The following is a 22458-nucleotide window of genomic DNA, read 5'->3' as shown; positions in this document are numbered from 1 at the left end:
AGGAACCCCATGTCTACATCTCGCCGCCCATCCCTGTTGCTGAATATGATGAGCAACTGGAGTGGCTTAGTCGCCGCTGTTTTAATCGGCTTTTTTCTAACTTCTTATATCATTGGTGAACTGGGAAAAACCGGTTTTGGCATCTGGATGCTAATCAGCTCCATCGTGGGTTATTACGGTATTCTGGATTTGGGTATCGAATCAGCCATTAGTCGTTATGTTGCCAGATACGCCGCACAAAAAGACTATGAAGGACTCAATAGCACAATTAATACTGCGCTGGTTTTATTTTGTATTATCGGGGGCGGTATTATTCTGGCCTCTTTCTGGATTGATGGCTTTCTGGCACAGTTTTTTGATGTGGCAGAGGCTGATGTAGAAGCTTTCAAAAAGCTGATTATTATCTTAGGCATCAGCGTGGGTTTATCGTTTCCCGGCAACTTGTTTGGTGCCATCATCAAAGCCCATGAACGTTTTTTGGAAGCCAATCTGGTTGATATTATTATCCTGGTGCTGCGTGCGGGGATCGTGGTTGCCTTGCTGGAAATGGATATGGGCGTGGTGGGCATAGGCTGGGCGAATCTGGTCAGCGCGGTATTGATGTTAGGCATGAACTATTATCTCTGTCGCCACTTGTTTCCTCATGTGCAGTTTAATTTATTCGGTGGACACTGGAAAACTTTGGTGATGTTGATGGGCTTTGGTATTGCAACCACCATCATGGAAATTTCCAACATCATGCGCTTTAATCTTGACAGTTTTGTTATTGGCAAATGGCTGGGGCTTGCAGAAGTCGGCATATACGGCGTGGCAGCAGTGCTGGTACGTTATTATTTACAATTCATCTCAGCCGCGACCATTTCCGTGTTTACCCCGCGTTTTTCCAGTATCGCGGGAGAACAGGATCGCGCATATTTGCAGAAACTATTTCTAAAATCCTTGTCCATCGGTGCTTTTTTAAGTTTTGCCATTGCCACGCCGATGCTTATCTGGGGAGAGCCTTTTGTACGTTTATGGGCTGGCGCTGAATTTGTTGAAGTTTTACCCACATTTTGGGTATTAACCATTGCTTATGCGGTCACCTTATCGCAAAGTACCAGCGTGGCAATGATGTACGCTTTGAAAAGGCATCAACTGTTTGCTGTTATTTCTCTGATAGAAGGTGTTGTGAATGTGGCCTTAAGTATTTATCTGGCACCGATTTATGGCATTTTCGGGGTAGCTTTAGGCACCGCGATTCCCATGCTTATCTTAAAAGTCTTTCTACAACCCTTGTACCTGACCCGGATATTAGAAGTTCCCTTAGCTGCGTATCTGCGTCAACTCTATTTGCCTTTATTGCTGGCTTTATTTTTCTGTGGTATCTGGTTGTATTTCCCGCACTGGATGCCAAATATTCAAGGTTATTTCGCCTTGGTATTCTGGAGCCTGCCCATGTTTTTAGCTTTTGCCGCATTATATGCTTACCAGCATCCTGAAGATCGCCAGCGCTTTTTATTCTGGCAATCATCATCAGCTTCGTAATATTTAAAATGGGAATTAGCGTGAAGCAAAAGCGGTTTTTTTGTATTTCAAAACTTCAAAACCTGCAAAAAAGAAGCTTTTGTGTAACACTAAATAATTATCTCCAATTCCCAATTAATACAAACGATGCCCAAAACACTGGATGTTTTAAGGAGTGAGGATGAAATAAATACAGAAACTGGGCGCAGGATTTTTATTCATTTTCAAGGCGTGAAAACAGGCGCATAGCAAGCTATGTAACTGTTTTCACAACGTAGAAAATGGAGAAAAAGACCAGCCAAGTTGCTGAAGTTATAAAATTCTCACTCCTAAGGTTTATAAACTTTTCCAAATACAGGCACCGTCACTGGCCTTGTCTATCAACTCAAGGTTTTTCTGGTGGGCTGCCAGTTCTTCATCTGTGGGTTGTATCAATGGCAAAGGCGTGCGTTGGGTTGAAATCGGGCGGATACCCGCACTGGCATCTGCTTGTTCATTATCCTGGCTCATAAACAGGGTTGTCTGTCCTCCGGTCATCGCCAGGTAAACATCGGCAAGAATTTCCGAGTCTAATAAAGCGCCGTGCAAGTCGCGATGACTGTTATTAATGTCATAACGCTTGCACAAAGCATCCAGGTTATTTTTTTGTCCCGGATGTTTTTTTCTGGCCATCACCAGGGTATCTGTCACCGTACAGAAATGTTCCAGGGTTTTGGCATTGGCATCCAGACTGTGCAGTTCGTGATTAATAAATCCCACGTCAAAGGGTGCATTATGAATAATTAATTCCGCGCCTTGAATAAAGGCAAGAAAAGCTTCTTTGATGTCACTAAAACGCGGTTTACCCTGCAAAAATTCATTGTTAATACCATGCACCCTGATTGCGCCTTCATCAATTTCCCGATCAGGTTGCAGGTATTCATGATAAGTTTTCCCCGTCAAACGGCGATCTAGTAATTCCACGCAACCGATTTCAATAATTTTATGTCCGGCTTTGTGATTGATACCGGTGGTTTCAGTATCCAGCACTACTTGTCTCATGTGTTTTGTCCTGTTTTGCTTAAATTTTGGAGTTATGCAAAAGCTTCATTTTTGTGCTTTAAGGCACAAAAAAGCCGCTTATTGCTCCACGCTGCTGTTTGAATAAACAGATAAAACTCAGGTTTGAACTAAAAATAATCAGCTTAGGCCGCCTCAGTTAAATGTTGGATCACAAATAAGCGGAGTTGTTTGAGTAGTTGTCCAATGGCCTGATTCATCGCTGTGACACCGCCTTGCATATCGTCAGTTTGCGTGGGCAGCTTAATTTGAAATAACTGTGAGCCTAAAACCCGCTGTTGTCCCACATCCAATAATTGCGCACGCAAGGCCAGGACAATCTGGCTGGGTTGCTGCTGATAGTCCTGATACAGCCTTAATAACTCAGTTTCCAGGCGTAAGGGGCTGGAAAGCGCTGCTTCAGGCGCAGCTAACACCACAGAAAAAAAACCACTGCTTTCCAGTTGATTAATCAATAAGGGTTGCAGCATTTCCGCAGGTGCGGCACTCCAGAGATTATGGGCATAAGGCTCAATGCGGTGTGGTGTCTGACGATAATAAATAGCCGTATTATCCAATAAACTGGGGCTGCGCGGCATGGCAACGCTGATACTGGGGCCGTCACTGACAAAATTGGGCTTTTCTAGTGGAATATCCAGATACCAATGTTGCAGGTGACTAATTTCATTACTGCCAGGAAAAATTGCACAGCCTGATAAGCTGAATAACAAAAAGATTAATAGAGATAAACGCATTAAACACTACTCCCCCGGGCCTGGTTGAATCATCGGCTTACCAAAAATCAATTGATTGGGGTTACGTTGTAATTGTTGCGTTATGCGGTTTAAATTAACCAATGTTGTGCGCAACTCCAATACCGTACTGTTCAGCCCTGGCAGGGTCTCCCCCCCCACCCGTTGTAAATCAGGTTTTATATCTTTAACCAGGCTATCAATTTGCTCGCTGATACGTGCCGTTGCGGATAAGGTACGCTGTAATGTTTCCTGATTGTTCAGCAATGTCTGCTCAGATTCTAACACCACTCTATCAAAGTTTTTAAAACCCGTTATCGCCATTGCGGTTGCCTGATTAAACTGATTAATCGTACCTGGCAAGGCCTGTTTGATATTTTCACTAATCTGTTGGGTGTTTTTTGTAGTCTGGTTAACGGCTTGTATCACCTGCGCCAGCGATTCTTTATGTTGCAGCAAGTGCTTACCCAAATTATCCAGATGCTGTAAAGTCTCACTGAAATGTTGAATATTTTCTGTAGATATCAACTGGTTGGCACGTTCAGAAACGACTTTAAGCTGCTGCATGAGGGTTTCAGCCCCATTGCTCATGGTTTCAAATTTTAATAATAAATCAGTAATTGCCGTATCAATACGCACAAACAAAGATGGCCCGGTTTGGATTTCCAGGTATTCTGCCCCCGCTTGCGCTTGTAATCGCGGGGCTTCAATCGTACTGCCACTCAGCTCAATAAAAGCCAGTCCGGTAATGCCCTGCGTTTTTAAGGTGGCAATGGTATCGACATTAATCGGCACCACTGCATCAATACGCATCAGTACCCGGATTTTTTCCGGTTGTGCTGGCAGCAGTGAAATACCGGTGACTTTACCCACTTCAACGCCACGGTATTTCACTGGCGCATTGTGATTCAAACCGGAAACGGATTCATTAAAATGTGCCTGAAAAGTCAGCCATTGTTTATTTTCACGATCTGAAGCCAGCCATAGGGCAATAAAAATGAAAGCACCACCCAAAAACAAAACAAAAAAGCCAACCAGAGCATAATTAACCTTGTTATCCATACTGTCAAATGTTCAACCAGTGATTTAACTGTTGATGGACTTCTTCTATGCCGTGCCGTTTTAGTGCTGAAAATAATTGTACCGTGATGGGCGTATGCTCGGTTTCATTTTGCTGGCACACCTGACGTACCTTCTGCAATACCCCCAGACCTTTACCACGACTTAACTTATCGGCTTTAGTCAGTAAAATATGTGTGGGCATATCAGAATTTAACGACCACTCCAGCATATTCTGATCATATTCAGTCATTGGGTGGCGAATATCCATCATCAACACCAAACCACGCAGGCTCTTGCGTGAAATCAAATAATTTTGCAGCACCTTTTGCCAATGATTTTTAACGGACATGGGTACCTTGGCATAACCATAACCCGGTAAATCCACCAGATGCCGGGTTTCATCCAGATTAAAAAAAATGATTTGCTGGGTGCGCCCCGGTGTTTTACTGGTGCGAGCCAGGCGTTTTTGCTGGCAAATCGTATTAATGGCGCTGGATTTCCCGGCATTTGAGCGCCCGGCAAAAGCCACTTCCAAACCTTGATCTTGTGGCAATTGCGCTAAAGTGTGGGCACTGCATAAATAATTTGCTTGCCGATATAATGAAGACATGGTAAATCCTTAACTAACCTGAGTTCGACGTAAGCGCCTTTCAGTGTTTAATGTACTGAAAACTGCTTCCGCCTTACGCTAAGTTATTGATAGTGAGTACAGACATTCACTGCTTTTTCTTAAAAAAACCTGCATCGAGTTCAGCTTAACTAACTGTCTGGGTAAAATCTGAGAAAAATAAACAATGATGACAATTCTAAAAAAATTATTAAACCTAAAAATCTGGAGACGCCTGTTACTAGGCATCAGCGCCGCCTATTTCTTAGCCGCATTATTTCTTTTACTTTATCCCAATATGTATGAAGAAAATCGCATATTGCTGGGTTATATAGCCCCCAATCATTTTGGTGAATTGGTCGCGCTGATTGGTCTGTTATCGGTGGTAATTCCTATTTTACTGGATAATACCAGTAATCTTTGTGAACCCATTACCGCCAAGCGTATTTTTAACATGGCCTTACTGTTATTGATACTGGGCATCGCTTATGCGGTACGCACTCCGGTACCGCCAGCAGGCTCAGTCACTGACGGTTTAGCCTATATTTACCTGGATGAAAGAATCCAGCTTGCAGTCGCCTGTGGCATGGGTTTATTAACCATTGGCCTGACGCATTACGCCATGAAACAAGACATGCCACGGGTGAGTATTGTATTACTGATGAATTATTTATTGTACTTTTCTTCCGGTCATTTATTTTTTAACCCCAAAAGCCTGGAAATTCCTGCGCTGTTTGTTGCCATGTTAGCCTTTGATTTGCTGGTGATGATGATGGCAATGAAAGCACTGATTGGTTTAACACCCGTACAAGACAAGGAGCTGGCAGATGTGATCGCCCTTGAAGGCTTGCGCGAAAAACTTAAAAAACAGGAAAATAAACTCAAAGAATCTTTTATTGCCCAGCAAATTCAGGGTATCAGCCGCCGCCCTGCGGGAAAAGAAAAACCCAAGGAAGTTAATGTGGTGAATATTGAAGATGCAAAATCTGAAATGGCTTTGCCACCAATGATGCTGGGTGGCGGTGGTGGTGGTGGCATTCCCAGTAAAGAAATGGAAGAAACCATTGCTGAATTTCGCGCTTTTAAGGAAGAAATTACCATGCTGCGCGAAGAATATAAAGCGGCGGAAGCGAAAAAACTGGAAGAAACGGAAAATGCGCTGCAAAGATTGTCTGAAAAAATGGATCAGATCCTGTACTAAGCTGAGCTTAACCTAATGAATGATGAACAATGGATGTTACAAGCCTTGCAACTGGCTGATCGCGCGGCAGCGATGGGGGAAGTCCCGGTTGGTGCGCTGGTCGTCAGAGACGATGTCGTATTAGCTGAAGGCTGGAATCAACCCATTCACTTAAATGACCCCTGCGCCCATGCTGAAATTTTAGCCTTGCGCCAAGCCGGACAGCAAGCGGGTAATTATCGTCTACCCGGTACAACCTTATACGTCACGCTGGAACCTTGTATCATGTGCGTGGGCGCGATGATTCACGCCCGTATTCAACGTCTGGTATTTGCTGCCAGCGATCCCAAAACCGGTGCGGCAGGCAGTGTTTTTCCATTGCTTCAAGACCCGCATCATAACCATCAGGTAGTGGTTGCCGGGGGCGTGTTGGCAGAAGCCTCCCGCCAGCGTTTACAACAGTTTTTCCGGCAACGTCGGGCAATGAAAAAAAATCTAAACCATTAAAGCCACGCTTTTCACCTGTGCATATACCGTCATCCCTTCGCATATCCCCAGGCCTACCGCAGAACGCCGGGTGATGCGTGATAACAGCATTTGACCATCCACTAATTGCAGGCGCAGCAAAACCTGGCTGGGATTGATGTCACGGCTATCAATCACCTTGGCAGGCAGAATATTAATAATGCTGGTATCACTATGCGCACGTAATGACAGACTGACATCACGCGCCAGAATCTGCACGCGGGCATAGTGGCCTTCCGGCAAGTCTTCACGGCTGACCGCGACACGTCCGCAATCCATGCCTATCCAGGTCAGATGATAAGTAGGGTCATGAGTGGATACCCGGCCTTCCAGAATTGCTGCCGCATCATCATAACGGGAAACCGGTAAATCCAGACGGGTCAATAAATCTGCGGCCAAACCACAGGCCTTTACCCTGCCCTGCTCCAAAAATACCAGATGATCCGCCAGTCGTGCGACTTCATTGGGATCGTGGGAAACATACAAAGAAGGAATGCCCAGCTCATCATGCAGGGTTTCCAGATAAGGCATAATGCTTTGTTTCGCATTATGATCCAAGGCTGATAAGGGTTCATCCATCAGCAATAATTGTGGACTGGTGAGCAAGGCGCGGGCAATCGCCACGCGCTGGCGCTCGCCACCGGATAAACGATGGGTGGCGCGTTTTAACAAGGGCGCTACACCCAGCAAGTCCACCACCGTATCAAACTGTACCCGGCGTTGCTCCTTCGCCACCCGCCGCCAGCCATATTCCAGATTGCGCCGTACCGATAAATGGCTGAACAAACTGGCTTCCTGAAATACATACGCAATAGGGCGCTGGTGGGTGGGTATAAATTGTTCGCGCTCTTGCCAGGTTTCCCCGTTAATGCACACGCGCCCCTGATCAACGCGCAATAAACCGGCAATCGCGCGCAGCACTGTGGTCTTACCGCAACCGGAATGCCCAAACAAAGCGGTCACACCGGATGCGGGTGTGGTGAAAGCCGCATCCAACTTAAAATCACCCTGGCGATGTGTCAAAGACACTTCGATCTGGCTCAATAGCCTTTCCTCTGTAAGCGTTTTTCCAGATGATACATGCTGAAGACCACCACAAAAGAAAACACCAGCATACCACCTGCCAGCCAATGTGCCTGCGTCCATTCCAATGACTCGACATGATCATAAATCGCCACTGACAGCACCTTGGTTTCTCCGGGAATATTGCCGCCTATCATCAGCACCACGCCAAATTCTCCCACCGTGTGCGCAAACCCCAGTACGGAACCGGTGATAAATCCCGGCAAGGCCAGCGGCAAAGCCACCCCAAAAAAACGATCCAGTGGACTGGCGCGCAGCGTTGCCGCCACTTCCAGCGGACGCTCACCAATGGCAACAAAAGCATTGCGAATGGGCTGCACCACAAAAGGTAGAGAATAAATCACCGACCCCACCACCAGTCCGGGAAAAGTAAAAGGCAGAGTATCCAGCCCCAGGCGTTGCATCAGGCTACCAACAGCACCATCAGGCCCCAACAGCAGCAGCAAATAAAAACCCAGCACCGTAGGCGGCAACACCAAAGGCAGCGCCACCAGAGCGCCGATAATCTCTTTCCACCAGGCGCGGGAATGCGCCAGCCACCAGGCCAGCGGCGTGCCGATAAGCAGGAGTACAAAAGTTGTGGTTGCGGCCAACTTCAGTGTCAGCCAGATAGCTTGCCAGTCCATGCGCTATTCCATGTCCTATTGCGGGATTGCATAACCAAACTGCTGAATAATGGCTTGCGCCGCCGGACTTTGCAGATAAGACCAGAATGCGCTGGCTGCCGGATTATTCCTGCCACGTTTGAGCAAAATGGCATTCTGGCGAATAGGCTCATAATAGCTTTGTGGCACCAGCCAGCGCGCGCCGCTATCATTAAGACTGACTTGCGCCAGCGCCACAAAACCCAGTTCCGCATTACCCGTGGCAACAAACTGGTAAGCCTGGGCAATGCTTTCACCCAGAACCCATTTTTTACGCAAGGCTTGTCCCAGTTGCAAATGCTTGAGCACCTGCGCCGCCGCCGTGCCATAAGGCGCGGTTTTGGGATTGCCCAGCGCCAGACGTTTAAAGTCACCGGCTTGTAATGCTGCCAGACTCACTTCTCGCTGAGCATCACGGCTCCATAACACCAGCTTACCAATGGCATAGGTAATGGGCTTTTGCTCTGAGACCGCTTGTTCATACAACAGACGCGGGCGTTCCTGACCCGCCGCCAGAAACAATTCAAAGGGCGCATTGTTGACAATCTGCGCATACAGTTTGCCAGTAGAACCAAAGCTGACCCGTGTTTTATGCCCACTTTCCCGCTCAAAAACGCGGCTGATTTCTTTCATTGCCGCAGTAAAATTTGCGGCAACCGCAATATGTACATCTTCGGCGGCGACATAAGGGGTAAAGATTAAGGCCAGCAGTATACTGAGCCAGATTTTTTTTAATGCAATCACGATATTTTCTCACTTTTTAGCCGCACAACGGCTAAAAAAATCAAGTCGGCCAGGTTTTGCCAGTCCCATGTACAATGGTATTGTAGCAATCGTACCGAAATACCGTAAAAAAGCAATATATGGTGTATTGAGAAAAGAATCCACTCATCTATATCTGGATTTAAGGAGCAAGAGCGAGAATGAAATAAGGAGCGAGGATGAAATAACGTCAGAAACTGGGCACAGGATTTTTATTCATTATATTTTTCACTAACGGTAAAATAGCCTGAATTTGAGATAACAGCCTTGCAGAAAACTAAAAAATTAAAAGATGACATAATATGACTATTAAATTATTTGTAACCGGCGGTACGATTGATAAACGTTATAATGAACTTAATGGTGGATTAAGTTTGGATGGTACACAGATTCCAGACATGTTGGCACAGGGACGTTGTCTGGCAGATATTTCCGTAGAAACCATCTTGTTAAAAGACAGTCTGGATATACATGCTGAAGACAGAGATTATATTTGTACGCATTGTTTACGTTGTGACAGCACGCAGATTATTATCACCCACGGCACCGATACCCTATCAGAAACGGCGGCAGTATTAGCACAAAAAGTCCATAATAAAACCATTGTATTGCTGGGTGCCATGATTCCTTTTGTTTTTAAGGGATCGGATGCCTTATTTAATTTAGGGGGTGCTATTACTGCCGTACAATGCCTGCCAGTTGGCGTTTATATCAATATGAATGGTCAGATTTTTGACTGGGATCAGGTAATTAAAAATACACAAAAAGGGATTTTTCAAGTAAAAATATGAAATCAGTTTTCCATATCAGTTTATTATTTTCACTTATTTTTTTAACTGCTTGCGGCACTTCTGTGCCAGAGCTACCGGCTTTAGATAAAGAGGCTGTCATACTGGCATTTGGGGATAACTTAACCTTGGGCGCACATGTGCCAACAGCGCAGACTTACCCTGCACAGCTACAAAGCCGGATTCCTCAGCGGGTGATAAATGCTGGCCTGGATGGTGAGGATCTGGCTGTCGCTGGAGCGCGCCTGAGCACTTTGCTGAAACAGCATCAACCCAAAATTTTGCTGTTATGTCACAGTGGATACCAGAGCGATGAAAAAGATGATGGGGTGCAAACAGTTGAATATTTCCGGCAACTGATTAATACCGCCTTGCAGCATCAGGTCAGTGTGGTATTAATCGGCTTTCCCGGTGAAGGCAAGCACCGGGCACCGCCGCATTTTTACAGACGTATGGGCAGAGCATTTAAGATACCTTATCACGGCGCGGTTCTGGGTAGAATTTATACAGATATCGACAAAATGGATAAGCAAAGCAATCTGCCTAATGCCGGTGGTTATCAGTTCCTGGCGGAAGAACTGGAAAAACTTTTACGGAAAACAGGCGCGTTACCGGAATTGTCATCTTAAATTGTCTAATCGGGCCTACACAAAGCCATGCACCCAATCACTTATGTTACGCTCCAGCATCGGGTGATGGCGCATAGCAAGCTATGTAACTGCCTAAGTCCAAACAGGCATAACGCAGAAAATGGAGAAAAAGACCAGCCAAGTTGCTGAAGTTATAAAATTCTCACTCCTAAGTATTAGATATGCGCCTGTAACATTTCCAAAAGTTGTGGATAATGACGCAACTGGGTTTGCATACCAGTAATATCAAAAGTCTGGATCGATTCACTCAGGGTCTTTGCATAATTATGCAATATACTGATTTTACTCTCTTTTGCAAGTGTATCAAGATGCGTTGAAAATATCTGAATCGCAGCGATGTTATTTGTTTTCTGGATTTGTTGCAAATCTGGCAGCAATTGTTCCAGTGATATCAGAATCTGGGGTAATATCTGGCGCTCCTGTTCAGAAAGTACAAGTTTTTGTGTTTTTTCATGCTCAGTCTTTATTTGTTCATAAGGTAAAAATTGAATCAATTCTTTGATTAATTCTGTTTTTAAGACTGGTTTTCTTAAATAGGCATCAAAGTCCTCGCTTTTAATGCGTTCGTATTCATCATGCATAACTGAAGCGGTCAAGGCGATAATTGGCACTTTAGAAAATTGCCGAATGCTGTTTGCGGCCTGATAACCATCCATTACCGGCATACGAATATCCATTAAAATCAAATCAATGTTATGAATTTTTACCATCTCAACAGCTTGTCGACCATTTTCAGCTTCCATCACAGAAAGCTGCGTATTGGCAAAATTTTCAATCACCAAACTGCGGTTGCTGGCAATATCATCAACAATCAACAGGGTGGCAGGTTTGAGTTTGATGCCTTGTGCCGTGAATTTGTCTTCTTCCAGCGCTGACTTGGCCTGAATGCTGGCAACATGAACTGCGTGTAGATGCAGACTGAATTTGGTACCCAGCCCCGGTTGACTGGTGACGCTAATCGCGCCACCCATCATTTGCATCAGGCGGCGGCTGATGGTCAGCCCCAAACCCGTGCCGCCATATTTCTGAGCATGAGATTGTTCAAATTGATTAAATATCTGTTCCTGTTGCTGCTGTGGAATACCGATACCGGTATCTTCAATTTCAATTAATAAATCCAGCTTACTTTTAATTTCATTGCTATTTAGCGGCTTAGCTGTCACCCGGATATAACCGTGGTCAGTAAACTTCACCGCGTTGCCGATCAGGTTAAATAATACCTGACGTAAACGGATAGCGTCCAGCATCAGGCTTTCCGGGATTTCAGGAGCTACATCCAGGATTAAATCCAGTTCTTTTTTACGAATATTCATCATAAAAATATTCGATAATTCAGTGAACAAGTCGTGCGGATTGGTGGCTGTTTTTTCAATGCACATTTTCCCGGATTCAATTTTTGATAAATCCAGAATATCGTTAATCAGGGAAAGCAGTGTATTGCCCGCCGATTGAATGGTTTTAACAAAGGCGCGCAGACGGGGTTCTTTAACCTGTTCATTTAAGAGTTCAGTAAAACCAATAATCGCATTCATTGGTGTGCGAATTTCATGACTCATATTTGCCAAAAATTCCGATTTTGCCCGATTTGCTGCTTCTGCGGTTTCTTTGGCTTGTTTTAAATCGGTTTCTATCTGTTTACGATCTGATATATCCCGAATAATTGCATAAATATGCGGTACATCATGCAGCATCACCAGCGCCAGATGCACTTCCGCCATAAAGATTTCGCCCGTATCCTGTTTCCGGTAAGCCCACTCAAAAAAACAGGTGCCAGTTTCATAAGCGATGGCAACAAATTTTTGGATCAACAGTAATGATTTTTTGCCATTGGGTTGGGTTTGTGGAAAAAAAACCAAAGGGCTTAAATTTAGAAAATCATGTTTATTGTTTAGCCCAAAAAGTTGTAAAGCCGCAGGATTGCAATCAGACCAGGACTCGCCACGTAACACCATAATCGCATCCGGTGACATATTAAACAGGGATTTAAAATTTTCTTTTTCCAGATGCAACTCTTGTTGAATCTGCTTTCTGAACTGTATTTCAAAAGCAAGCTTACGGTTCCAGATCACAATAATGAAAATAATCAGCAGGCCAATACCCAAAATCTGAATAATTAAAAAATAATCTGTTTTTTCAATATATTGATGCTTAATCCAGGCATTTTGGATCTGTTGTTTCTGGCTTTTGCTGATGTGTTTGATAGCCCGGTTAAATAAAGGAACCAGCGCTTGTAACTCTTTACGGATACCAAAAGCAAGCCGGGTACTGAAACTGGTTTTACCCACGATACGAATATTGTTAATACCCAGTGTGGCAATATGATAACTGGCCTGCGCCAAGGTACAAATCAAGGCATCCTGCTGACCAGTAGACACCGCTGTCAAGCCTTCCTGAATCGTATTGACCCGATGAAAATCAATATCAGAATGTTTTCTCAAGATTTTAGGCACATAACCATAGTCTTTAATAACCGCCAGTTTACGCTCCTGAATTTGTCGGATATTTTCGACATAATCCTCGTCATCACGCATAACAATTACAATGGGGCTGGAGAGATAAGCCTGCGTGAAGCCCAGTTGCCTGCCTAAATCTGAATCCACCGTTTCCGATAAAATATCAATTTCTCCTTGTTTGACCTTTTGCAAGGATTCCGCCCAGGAGTTCGTTGGAACGATCTGAAGTTTAATATCCAATAACTGTTGGATTAATTGCAGATGTTCTGCAACCATGCCGATATGGCGTCCATCGCTATCAAAAGCTTCATAAGGCAACCAGTTGGGATCACCGGTAAAAGTCAGACTGGGATGCTGTTTTAACCAGTTGCGCTCATTTGTGCTGAGTTGCAGGTGTTGTTGCGAGGATTCTGCCTGGGTTTTAACCCCCACCCATTTGCGTATCATCTGGCGTTTTTCTTCAGCACTGATGGCGGCCAGGGCTTTATTTAAAATATCCCGAAATAGTGGCCAATCTTTACGTACCGCAAATTTGAACTGGGTTAAATCCAGGCTGGTTTTATTCACCATTTTCAGATTGGTTAAAACATGACGTTCAATCCACCAGTTAGCAACCCCCTGATTGCCAATATAAGCGTCAACCTTACCATAGGACAGTGCATGAAGGGCCTCAACAGTATTTTTAACCAGATGTATTTGAATATCAGGATAGTGAGTACTAATCAGTTCCTGTAAATAAAACCCTTCCTCAATGGAAATGGTTTTATTGGTTAAATCAAATAAATCCTCTATCAGAAATTCATTTTTACGGGTGAAGATAACGGTGGGTGAGCTGAAATAGGTATCTGTGAACAACCAGTTTGCTTCACGCTCTGGTGTTTGGACAATGGTGCCAACCATGTCAATTTCTTTGTTGCGGGCTTTTTCCAGCATTTCAGCCCAGCTATATTGGGTAATGACTTGAAAATGAATATCCAGATAGTGCTCAATACGTTTGATAAAATCTGCGGTCAGGCCATGATAGCGACCGGATTCATTCACAAAATCAAAGGGGGGCCAGTCAGATTCCCCACCCATCGTAATCACAGGATGCGCTGCCAACCATTGTTTTTCTTCAGGCGTTAAGGCCAGTTTGGCATCCGCTGCTGGCTGTACCTTTACCTTATCTTCCAAACGCTCCCATTTCCTGTGAATTTCCAGATATTTCTCTGTCAGGTTTTGCAGGAATAGTGTTTCTTGCTCATTGGCAAGAGGTATTTGCTCACAATAGGCGCAAGGTATCCACAATAAAAAACCAAGCGCAAGGAACAGCGGTAATATTTGCAAACGCATAAGCATCAATTTTGTTGGGATATTGCAATAAATTCATCAACATGGTCGAGAAACAAGGCCACTAAACTGGGATCAAAATGGCTACCCTGTTGCTGCTCAATATAAGCAACTGCATCTTCGACGGCCCATGAGTCCTTATAAATACGTTTATGCGTCAGTGCGTCAAAGACATCGGCAATACTGGTAATACGTCCATAAATATGGATTTCTTCACCTTTCAAGCCCTGTGGATAACCTTCTCCATTCCATTTTTCATGATGCTCATAAGCAATCACCGCAGCAGCTTTGATGATTTTGCGTTCGGAATGACCCAACAAGGTGTGTCCGTGTAAGGTATGTTGTTGGATGAGGTTGAATTCTTCAACTGTCAGCTTATCGGGTTTATGTAGAATATCTTGTGAGACCATCATTTTGCCAATATCATGCATGGGTGCGGCATGATATAACACCTCGGCATCTTCATCATTCAGGCAATCGTGGTAATGCGCCATTAAACGGCAATATTCAGCCACACGCTTAATGTGTTTACCGGTTTCATCGGAGGTGGATTCCATCAATTCTGTCAAAATATAAATAATATCTTTTTGATTGGCTTCCAGTTCACTGAGCAGACGATTATGCTCAAACTTCATTTTGGTATGTAAATTAATATTATGTTGTTGTAATAATTTTTTTGAATGATAAAGCTGGATATGATTTTTCACCCGCGCCAGCAGCTCGTTGGCATGGAAAGGTTTGGTAATATAATCCACGCCACCAACCTCAAAGCCCTGGGTAATCGACTCGACATCCACTTTGGCACTGAGAAAAATGACCGGTACATCCTGGTGCAGGGTTTTGGTCTTTAACTGCCGACAAACCTCAAAGCCATCAATTTCCGGCATCATAATATCCAGCAAGATCAGATCAAATCCACTGCCATTACTTTCTACCAGATCTAATGCCTGTCTGCCATCCATTGCAAAAGAGAAAGCGTAGTTGTCTTCTTTTAAAATATTCATCGCCACCTGAATATTATCAGGTACATCATCTACGATAAGAATATGATTGTTGTAGTTCATAATAAATTTTTACTGGCTTAATACTAATCTGACTTTCACTTGATTATCAGTGGCTTGATTTGATTTTTTTTGCGGCTTATTATGACGTTTCAAATTCAGACGTTCCAGATTCAGTTGCTTGGCTTGAATACCATATTGATTATATAAACTTGCCAGCCATTGTAACAAAGTATCCAGTGCGATGGACTTAAAACGCACAGCAATCTGTGGCTCAGCCCCATTATCACCATGCGGCTGCACTTGTTTATTTAAGGCCTGCAATGCCCCCTGGCGCAGGCTTTGATCCACCACGGATAATAAAGACATGCCGACAGGCAACGTGACTTGACGCACATTTTGCTTGTGTTGCAATTTTTGAACTTCCATTTGTGCCTGCTGCATCCAGTGTAATAATTGCTGTTGCTCTGCAAGCTGTGTGCGTAATACCTGGCGATTTTGCAGCAGGGGTTCCCACACCAGGAAGTAAGCCAGGATTAAAAATAAACTCAAGCCGCCAAACCACAAAGCGCGCTGTTCACGTGTATCTAATTGTTGAAATTTTTCTAACATAATCGCTATTGTAATGCCGTAATGATTCTCATGCAAAAATGGCGTAAACTGTTTTGACATCGATAATTGCAATAACTCATAAGCGGGGAAAGGGGATTTGATATGCCACAATTATTAACCGTATCCCGTGCCGCACGCCTGGTTGGCGTTACTCGCGGCGCATTACAAAAAAAAATTCATCAAAATGAGTTGCCAACCTTTGAAGGAATGGTTAAGGCTTCTGATTTATTAAGGGTTTATCCGCAAACGCATCTGGAAGATGAGCGCATGCTGGAGAAGGTGCAAAAAATTCAGCGTAATGCGCAGCGTGGCGATCATGACCTGCCAGAGTTACCGCCTTCGGAAGTCCTGGCCAGCCGTTTGAGTAGTCTCAGCCGGGAATTGGTTGAAAGCCGTGCTTTACTGGGACATTATGCGGAATTAATTGAGGGACTGGAAGCAAAACTGGTGGAAGTGGAGCAATCCTGCCCCCCGGAATTTCTGGAAAAACTAAGTGATCTGAATGCCTGGATTGCACAGAATAAAACAAAATGCCCTAAAGTCCCTCGTCAGAAAACAGAACTACTGGTTAAAGATACCTTTTTACGCCTGCTGGCTGCACAGATTAAGCTGATTCCCAGCGGTCATGAGTTTTTTGCAGAAGGCACCGGCTCCATTCTGGAAGCCGCCCTGAATGCTGGCGTAGCGGTCAATTATGGTTGTACACAGGGAAATTGCGGTGCTTGCAAAGCGCGCGTGGTTGGCGGGGAGGTTTTAAAGGTTCGCGATCATGAATATGAATTGAGTCAAACTGAACTCAATCTGGGCTATATGCTGATGTGCTCTTATACCGCAGTCACAGATGTGACCCTGGAAGCGGGAGAAGCGCATTGTCCGGCAGATATTGCTGAGCAGGAAATTGAGGTTGAAATCAAGCAAATCAATCGACTCAATGATCGTTTACTCATCTTAAAAATTCAAACCCCTGATACTCAGACATTGCGCTTTATGGCGGGACAGGATGTGGTGCTGAGTCTGGAAGGTGTCGGGCAACATCGTTATCCGGTTGCCAGTTGCCCTTGTGATGGTAAAAATCTGGAATTTCATATTCCACGACTTGAACATGATCATTTAGCCACTTATTTATTCACTCAGGCACAGGCCAAAAAAAATCTGCACTTAAAAGGTCCCAGCGGTAATTTCACCTTACCCTTTGATGTGACGGCACCGTTATTATTGATTGCCTGGGAGACAGGTTTTGCTCCCATTAAAAGTTTGATTGAGCATACAGTTTCAGTAGATAATGCAGAAAGCTGGCATCTCTATTGGCTGACAGAAACTAGTGGCGAGCAAATGCCGGGACATTATATGCATAATCTGTGTCGTTCCTGGCAAGATGCGCTGGATAATTTTTATTACACACCATTACATCTGGGTAATCTGGCAATCAATGAAAATGACGCATTAGACCATTATCTGCAAAGCACTTTTTCAAAATTAACAGATTTACGGCGTTATTATATTTATGTTGCCATGCCTGAACCTTTACAAACTTTAGTACAAGATTTTTTATTATCGCGTCAGGCCAATCCTGAGCATTGTTTTTTTACAGAACACGCAAATACTTGTGATTGAAAAAGGACGAGCAGCTTTATGTATATCATCATGGTGGCTTCCGAATGCGCCCCGGTTGCCAAAGTTGGAGGGTTGGCTGATGTGGTTCACAGCCTGAGCGGTGAACTGGATCAACGCGGACACACTGTTGAAATCATTTTGCCTAAATATGATTGTATGCGTTATGACCATATTTATGACTTGCAGATTGCTTACCGTGATTTATGGGTGCCCTGGTATGGTGGCGCAATACATTGCACGGTCTGGTTTGGTTTCAGTGATGGTAGACGGTGTTTTTTTATTGAACCCCATTCTCAGGATAACTACTTTAACCGCAATAATTTTTATGGTTTTCATGATGAAGTGATGCGCTTTGCTTTTTTCAGCAAGGCTGCGCTGGAATTTATGCTGAAAACCAACAAACGCCCGGATATTATCCATGCCCATGACTGGCAGACAGGCTTGTTGCCGGTATTGTTATATGAGCTGTATCAATATCATGGTATGCAGCAGCAGCGGGTGTGTTATACCATTCATAACTTTAAACACCAGGGTGTATGTGATGAGGAGGTATTGTGGGCCTCTGGTTTGCAGCGTCCTGAGTATTACGGCAACCGTGATCGTCTGGGTGATGATTTCTCACCACGACGTATTAATCTGATGAAAGGCGGCATTGTCTATGCTAACTATGCCAATACCGTTTCCCCCACCCACGCCTGGGAAGCACGCCATACCGAACAGGGTTATGGCTTAGGGCATATTCTGCATGTCCATCAACACAAGTTTGGCGGCATACTCAACGGCCTGGATTATGAAGCCTGGAATCCTGAAACCGATACACTGCTACCGCATAACTACACAGTTAACAATCTTGATGGTAAATATGCCAATAAAATTGCCTTGTGCAATCGTTTATTGCTAGAGGAAGCCTATAAACCAATTATCGCTTATATTGGGCGACTGGATACACAAAAAGGCATCGCTCTCATCCGCCACAGCTTATTTTATGCCTTGGATAATGGTGCGCAGTTTGTATTATTAGGTTCTAGCCCGGAAGCGCGTATCAATGATGAATTCTGGAAACTAAAATTTGAACTCAATGATAATCCTGACTGCCATCTGGAAATTGGCTTTAATGAAGAACTGGCGCATTTAATCTATGCTGGCAGTGACATGGTTGTGGTACCCAGTTTGTATGAGCCTTGCGGTTTAACCCAACTTATCGCCTTGCGCTATGGCACGGTGCCGATTGTACGCGCCATCGGCGGACTTGCTGATACGGTATTTGATTGGAATGATGAGCATAAATCACCCAATCCGAATTGTCAGCGCAATGGTTATGTGTTTTACGATGCCACGCCAGAAGGGCTGGAATCGGCCTTACACCGCGCTATTGGTTTATGGAATTCACACCCGGATATTTTCCGTAGATTATTGGTGCATGGCATGAAGTGTGACTATTCCTGGAAACAATCCGTACAGAATTATCTCAATGCCTATGAGCATATCTCCGTAACCAAGGTTTAAACAACAGGATTTCCCATGTCTCATTCGCCCCAGTTAGCTGAACAAATTAATGGTTTACCGAATATTTGTGGTGAAGAACAATACCTCAGCACACTTATTGCTGAACATCGGTGCAAACCAGTTTCTTTGACAAACAGCCCTATTGCCTTTGAGCGGATTAAAAGTGCTTGCGCGATTGCCCTGCACATGCACCAGCCATTGATTCCCGCCGGTGGCGATGAGCTGCAAACGGCTGAAATTATTGGTAACTTGCAGGATATGATGGCGCACCAGAATATTGGTGACAATCATAATGCACCCGTGTTTCAAGACTGTTATCAACGCATGGGACGTTTTATTCCCGAGTTGATGGCAGAAGGCAAACAACCCCGTGTAATGCTGGAATATTCCGGTACTTTATTATTTGCTCTGCGGCAGATGGGCGCTGATGCCGTTATAGAACATTTGCAAACCATTACCTGTGATCCACAATACCAAGATGCGGTAGAATGGCTGGGATGCCCCTGGGGACATGCGGTTGCGCCTTCCACACCAGTGCAGGATTATCGCTTGCATGTACGCGCCTGGCAGCATCATTTTGCTGCCATTTTTGGCGCGGAAGCCTTGGCACGGGTGCGGGGGTTTTCACCTTCTGAAATGGCTTTACCCAATCATCCTGATGTCGCTTATGAATTTGTCAAAACCTTAAACGATGCGGGTTATCAGTGGGTGCTGCTACAAGAGCATACCATCGAAGATCCTGCAACCGGGAACGGTATCCGCAATCCACATTTGCCACATCGCCTGGTCTGCACTAATTCCAATGGCGAAACAGCGGAAATCATCGCCATTATCAAAACCCAGGGCAGTGATAGCAAGCTGGTTGCACAAATGCAGCCCTGGTATGAAGCGCAAAGCCTGGACCGACAAACATTGGCAGGACATGCCGTACCGCCTTTGGTGACTCAGATTGCCGATGGGGAAAACGGTGGCGTGATGATGAATGAATTCCCTCCTAAATATCAGGATGTGGTGCGCGAAGCCAGTGGTTCTCAAGTGCCGCTGATGAACGTTTCCGAATACCTGGATCACTTGTTTGCTTTAGGTATTCAAATGTCTGATTTGCCGGTGGTGCAGCCCGTCTTGCAAAAACACATCTGGGAACGCTTTGATGCGGGATCAGGTGCGGAAAAACTGGAACAAAGTATTAAAAAGCTGAAGCAGGAAGATGATCGTTTCCATATGGATGGCGGTAGTTGGACTAATAATATTTCCTGGGTTGCCGGTTATGAAAATGTGTTAGGCCCGATGGAGCAAAGCAGCGTTTTATTCAGCAAAAAAGTATTAAGCCAGCAACCAGATACCCGTAGCCATGCTTATCGTAATGCCCTGTATCATCTAATGGCCTCGCAAACCAGTTGTTACCGTTATTGGGGGCAGGGATTGTGGACTGATTATGGGCGGGAAATCTGTCGCCGCAGCAGTGAAATTATCCTTCACGACTTTTAGTTAGATTCAGCGTGAAGCAATAGTGGTTTTTTTGCACCTCTTTTTTGTACATCAAAGTACAAAAAAGGAGCCTTTGCATAACACCTGTGATTTAAAAAAATAAACCCAAATCAAACCCAGGTTCATGGGGCGGTTTGGAGGAGACTGTCATGAAACACCAAATAATTTGTTTATCCAGTTTGTCGGCACTGATGGCGACGGCTTTCCCCACTATCAGCATGGCAGATAATAATTTTATGAGGCCGCCACCACCGCCGCCTGCTGAGGTTTTTGAAACAGCGCAACCACAGCCCAGCCCGATTAACAACCCCTGGCGCAATCAACAAACAACGCCAGCTTCTGCCAATCAACATTATTGGCAGCCTGATGCCAGCCCCGGTTATTATCCAAATCAGGGGCATAGCCAATCATCAGCACAAAGGCCATTGCATCACTACCCAACGCAACAGCAGGGAGCGTTCCCCCAACCAATGGGACAAGTGGGACAACAAATGCCTTCTTATCGTGGACAAGCCTACCCACAACCGCTAACACCAGGTTATTCACAAGCTTCAGGTCGTACCTATGCTTATCCGCAGCCTTCCGTTGCACCGCAGCAGGGCTATAACGCGGGGAATAACAGCCAGCCTTATTATGGCAATCAACAAATACCAGCAAGACAACCACAGCAGCAACCACAGCAGCAACCGCGTTATAATGGTCAATATCCACAAAACCCGCAGCCGGCTTATTACCCTTCAGCCCCTACACCGGGAAATAAGGCACCTGATTATTATATGCAACCGGATATGAGTCGCCAGAACGCACCAAGACCGGCCTCAATATATCAAACACCGCCAGCGAGTACTGCTAATTCCTATTACACACAACAGCCCGCAGCAATACAACAATATCAGGCACCGACAAACCCTTTGCAGATGATGGGGGATGGCATGAAATCTGTTACCCCAAACATGATGCAACAGATGCCCAATCCTGCTTATAATCCTATGCCGACAACAATGATGCCGAATATGGGAACGGGACAACAACCCGATATGGGAGCCAATCGTCCACAACTTTATCCGCAGACAACAAGACAAAACATGCCGCAGCAAATCCCACAAGCACCTGCGCATCAACAACCTTACCAGGTGCGTGAAATATTAGGTCCGGCACCGGGTGATCCGGTGATGTATCAGCAACGCACTGGCGAACCCCCAGGCAAACAAAAGCAATTACTGGGGCCGGCCCCCGGTGATCCCCGCGCTTATCAGGAGCGCACCTTGGCCCCATTACCAACCACCGCTCAGGTACCGCATACTCAGGCTGAAAAACCAGTTTCAATGCCCAATAGCGGTTTTCATGAATTGGAAAATGTTGTACCAGGCATGGTTTTAGAGCCACCTGTCACGCAGCCCGTGATTGTGGAAACGACAAAACAGCCTGCGCCACCGGTATCTGTTGCACCAGCAGCACCAGCCCAGGAAGCCGTTGTTAAGCAGCCAGTTGCCAAGCCACCAGTTGTAATAACAGCACCTGCGGCAGAAGCGCTTATAAAACCCGAATTAGAAATACCAAAGTTACCTGCTACCGGTACAAAAACACCATTGCCCGTCACCCAACCCATTGTTAAACAAGTGGCTGCACCCGTTACCCCGAATAATGAAGCTGTTGTAAAGCAGCTCGCAGACACGCAAGTACCCACTACAACAGCAGCTCAGAAAAGTGGGCAGGAAACTGTGCCAGAAAATCCAAAAACAGCGGTTACGCCAAAGCAATAAAAAACAGGTATGACAGGTATAAAAAGAACTTGCCTTGAATTAACAAATGTTAAGCTATATAACAAGCTGAGTTCGAGGTAAGCTTCATTCAGCACTAA

The 22458-nt window shown here is 44.9% G+C and carries 19 protein-coding genes; 9 read left to right on the top strand and 10 right to left on the bottom strand.

Going from position 1 to position 22458, the window contains the following annotated elements; genetic code table 11:
- The first annotated feature begins 9 nt into the window (after positions 1-9).
- Positions 10-1524, top strand: coding sequence for an oligosaccharide flippase family protein (locus QUF61_RS03650; RefSeq protein ID WP_289680495.1), 1515 nt, complete (start codon positions 10-12; stop codon positions 1522-1524).
- A gap of 315 nt (positions 1525-1839) precedes the next feature.
- On the opposite strand, the gene dnaQ is transcribed toward QUF61_RS03650, so the two are convergent.
- From dnaQ to yihA, 4 genes are all read right to left on the bottom strand, one after another.
- On the bottom strand, positions 1840-2544 hold the full coding sequence (gene dnaQ, locus QUF61_RS03645) for a DNA polymerase III subunit epsilon (protein ID WP_103922364.1): 705 nt from the start codon (positions 2542-2544) through the stop codon (positions 1840-1842).
- 143 nt (positions 2545-2687) lie between these two features.
- The gene (locus tag QUF61_RS03640; protein WP_289680494.1) at positions 2688-3296 is read right to left on the bottom strand and encodes an ABC-type transport auxiliary lipoprotein family protein; all 609 of its coding nucleotides are present in this window, start codon (positions 3294-3296) and stop codon (positions 2688-2690) included.
- A gap of 6 nt (positions 3297-3302) precedes the next feature.
- On the bottom strand, positions 3303-4355 hold the full coding sequence (locus QUF61_RS03635) for an MlaD family protein (RefSeq protein WP_103922366.1): 1053 nt from the start codon (positions 4353-4355) through the stop codon (positions 3303-3305).
- 4 nt (positions 4356-4359) lie between these two features.
- Positions 4360-4965, bottom strand: a complete 606-nt coding sequence (gene yihA, locus QUF61_RS03630) for a ribosome biogenesis GTP-binding protein YihA/YsxC (protein WP_103922367.1) — start codon at positions 4963-4965, stop codon at positions 4360-4362.
- Positions 4966-5149: 184 nt separating this feature from the next.
- Here yihA and QUF61_RS03625 point away from each other — a divergent pair, with 184 nt between their 5' ends.
- On the top strand, positions 5150-6163 hold the full coding sequence (locus QUF61_RS03625; RefSeq protein ID WP_289680493.1) for a hypothetical protein: 1014 nt from the start codon (positions 5150-5152) through the stop codon (positions 6161-6163).
- Positions 6164-6178: 15 nt separating this feature from the next.
- Entirely contained in the window at positions 6179-6649 is a 471-nt protein-coding gene (tadA, locus tag QUF61_RS03620; RefSeq protein WP_103922369.1) for a tRNA adenosine(34) deaminase TadA, read from the top strand.
- On the opposite strand, the gene modC is transcribed toward tadA, so the two are convergent.
- Genes modC through modA form a run of 3 tightly spaced genes read right to left on the bottom strand, consistent with a single transcriptional unit; the run spans position 6638 to position 9138 of the window.
- A complete protein-coding gene (modC, locus tag QUF61_RS03615; RefSeq protein WP_289680492.1) occupies positions 6638-7711 on the bottom strand; it encodes a molybdenum ABC transporter ATP-binding protein in 1074 nt (357 codons plus the stop codon). The two genes, tadA and modC, sit on opposite strands and share 12 nt — an antisense overlap.
- On the bottom strand, positions 7708-8376 hold the full coding sequence (gene modB / locus QUF61_RS03610; protein ID WP_103922370.1) for a molybdate ABC transporter permease subunit: 669 nt from the start codon (positions 8374-8376) through the stop codon (positions 7708-7710). The genes modC and modB overlap by 4 nt, the downstream gene beginning before the upstream one ends.
- A gap of 15 nt (positions 8377-8391) precedes the next feature.
- Complete coding sequence (gene modA, locus QUF61_RS03605; protein WP_289680491.1) at positions 8392-9138, bottom strand: molybdate ABC transporter substrate-binding protein; 747 nt, start codon at positions 9136-9138, stop codon at positions 8392-8394.
- Between the two features lie 320 nt (positions 9139-9458).
- Here modA and QUF61_RS03600 point away from each other — a divergent pair, with 320 nt between their 5' ends.
- Both QUF61_RS03600 and QUF61_RS03595 read left to right on the top strand, forming a co-directional pair.
- Positions 9459-9947, top strand: a complete 489-nt coding sequence (locus QUF61_RS03600; RefSeq protein WP_289680490.1) for an asparaginase domain-containing protein — start codon at positions 9459-9461, stop codon at positions 9945-9947.
- On the top strand, positions 9944-10573 hold the full coding sequence (locus tag QUF61_RS03595) for an SGNH/GDSL hydrolase family protein (RefSeq protein ID WP_103922373.1): 630 nt from the start codon (positions 9944-9946) through the stop codon (positions 10571-10573). The genes QUF61_RS03600 and QUF61_RS03595 overlap by 4 nt, the downstream gene beginning before the upstream one ends.
- Positions 10574-10749: 176 nt before the next feature.
- Here the strand turns inward: QUF61_RS03595 and QUF61_RS03590 are convergent, their stop codons facing one another.
- From QUF61_RS03590 to gspM, 3 genes are read right to left on the bottom strand one after another with little or no spacing between them, the layout of a single operon-like run.
- Positions 10750-14379, bottom strand: a complete 3630-nt coding sequence (locus tag QUF61_RS03590) for a transporter substrate-binding domain-containing protein (protein WP_289680487.1) — start codon at positions 14377-14379, stop codon at positions 10750-10752.
- A 5-nt stretch (positions 14380-14384) separates the two neighbouring features.
- A complete protein-coding gene (locus QUF61_RS03585) occupies positions 14385-15440 on the bottom strand; it encodes a response regulator (protein WP_103922375.1) in 1056 nt (351 codons plus the stop codon).
- Positions 15441-15449: 9 nt separating this feature from the next.
- A complete protein-coding gene (gene gspM, locus QUF61_RS03580) occupies positions 15450-16049 on the bottom strand; it encodes a type II secretion system protein GspM (RefSeq protein WP_289680485.1) in 600 nt (199 codons plus the stop codon).
- A gap of 42 nt (positions 16050-16091) precedes the next feature.
- Here gspM and QUF61_RS03575 point away from each other — a divergent pair, with 42 nt between their 5' ends.
- From QUF61_RS03575 to QUF61_RS03560, 4 genes are all read left to right on the top strand, one after another.
- Positions 16092-17603, top strand: a complete 1512-nt coding sequence (locus QUF61_RS03575; protein WP_289680484.1) for a 2Fe-2S iron-sulfur cluster-binding protein — start codon at positions 16092-16094, stop codon at positions 17601-17603.
- Between the two features lie 18 nt (positions 17604-17621).
- Positions 17622-19109, top strand: a complete 1488-nt coding sequence (locus QUF61_RS03570; protein ID WP_289680483.1) for a glycogen synthase — start codon at positions 17622-17624, stop codon at positions 19107-19109.
- Positions 19110-19124: 15 nt separating this feature from the next.
- Positions 19125-20597, top strand: a complete 1473-nt coding sequence (locus QUF61_RS03565; protein ID WP_289680482.1) for a hypothetical protein — start codon at positions 19125-19127, stop codon at positions 20595-20597.
- Between the two features lie 149 nt (positions 20598-20746).
- A complete protein-coding gene (locus QUF61_RS03560) occupies positions 20747-22360 on the top strand; it encodes a polyadenylate binding domain-containing protein (RefSeq protein ID WP_289680480.1) in 1614 nt (537 codons plus the stop codon).
- Positions 22361-22458 lie beyond the last annotated feature (98 nt).

The organism is Candidatus Venteria ishoeyi (assembly GCF_030378065.1).
GTDB classification, from domain to species: Bacteria; Pseudomonadota; Gammaproteobacteria; order Beggiatoales; family Beggiatoaceae; genus Venteria; species Venteria ishoeyi.
This window is presented reverse-complemented; position numbering and strand designations above follow the sequence as displayed.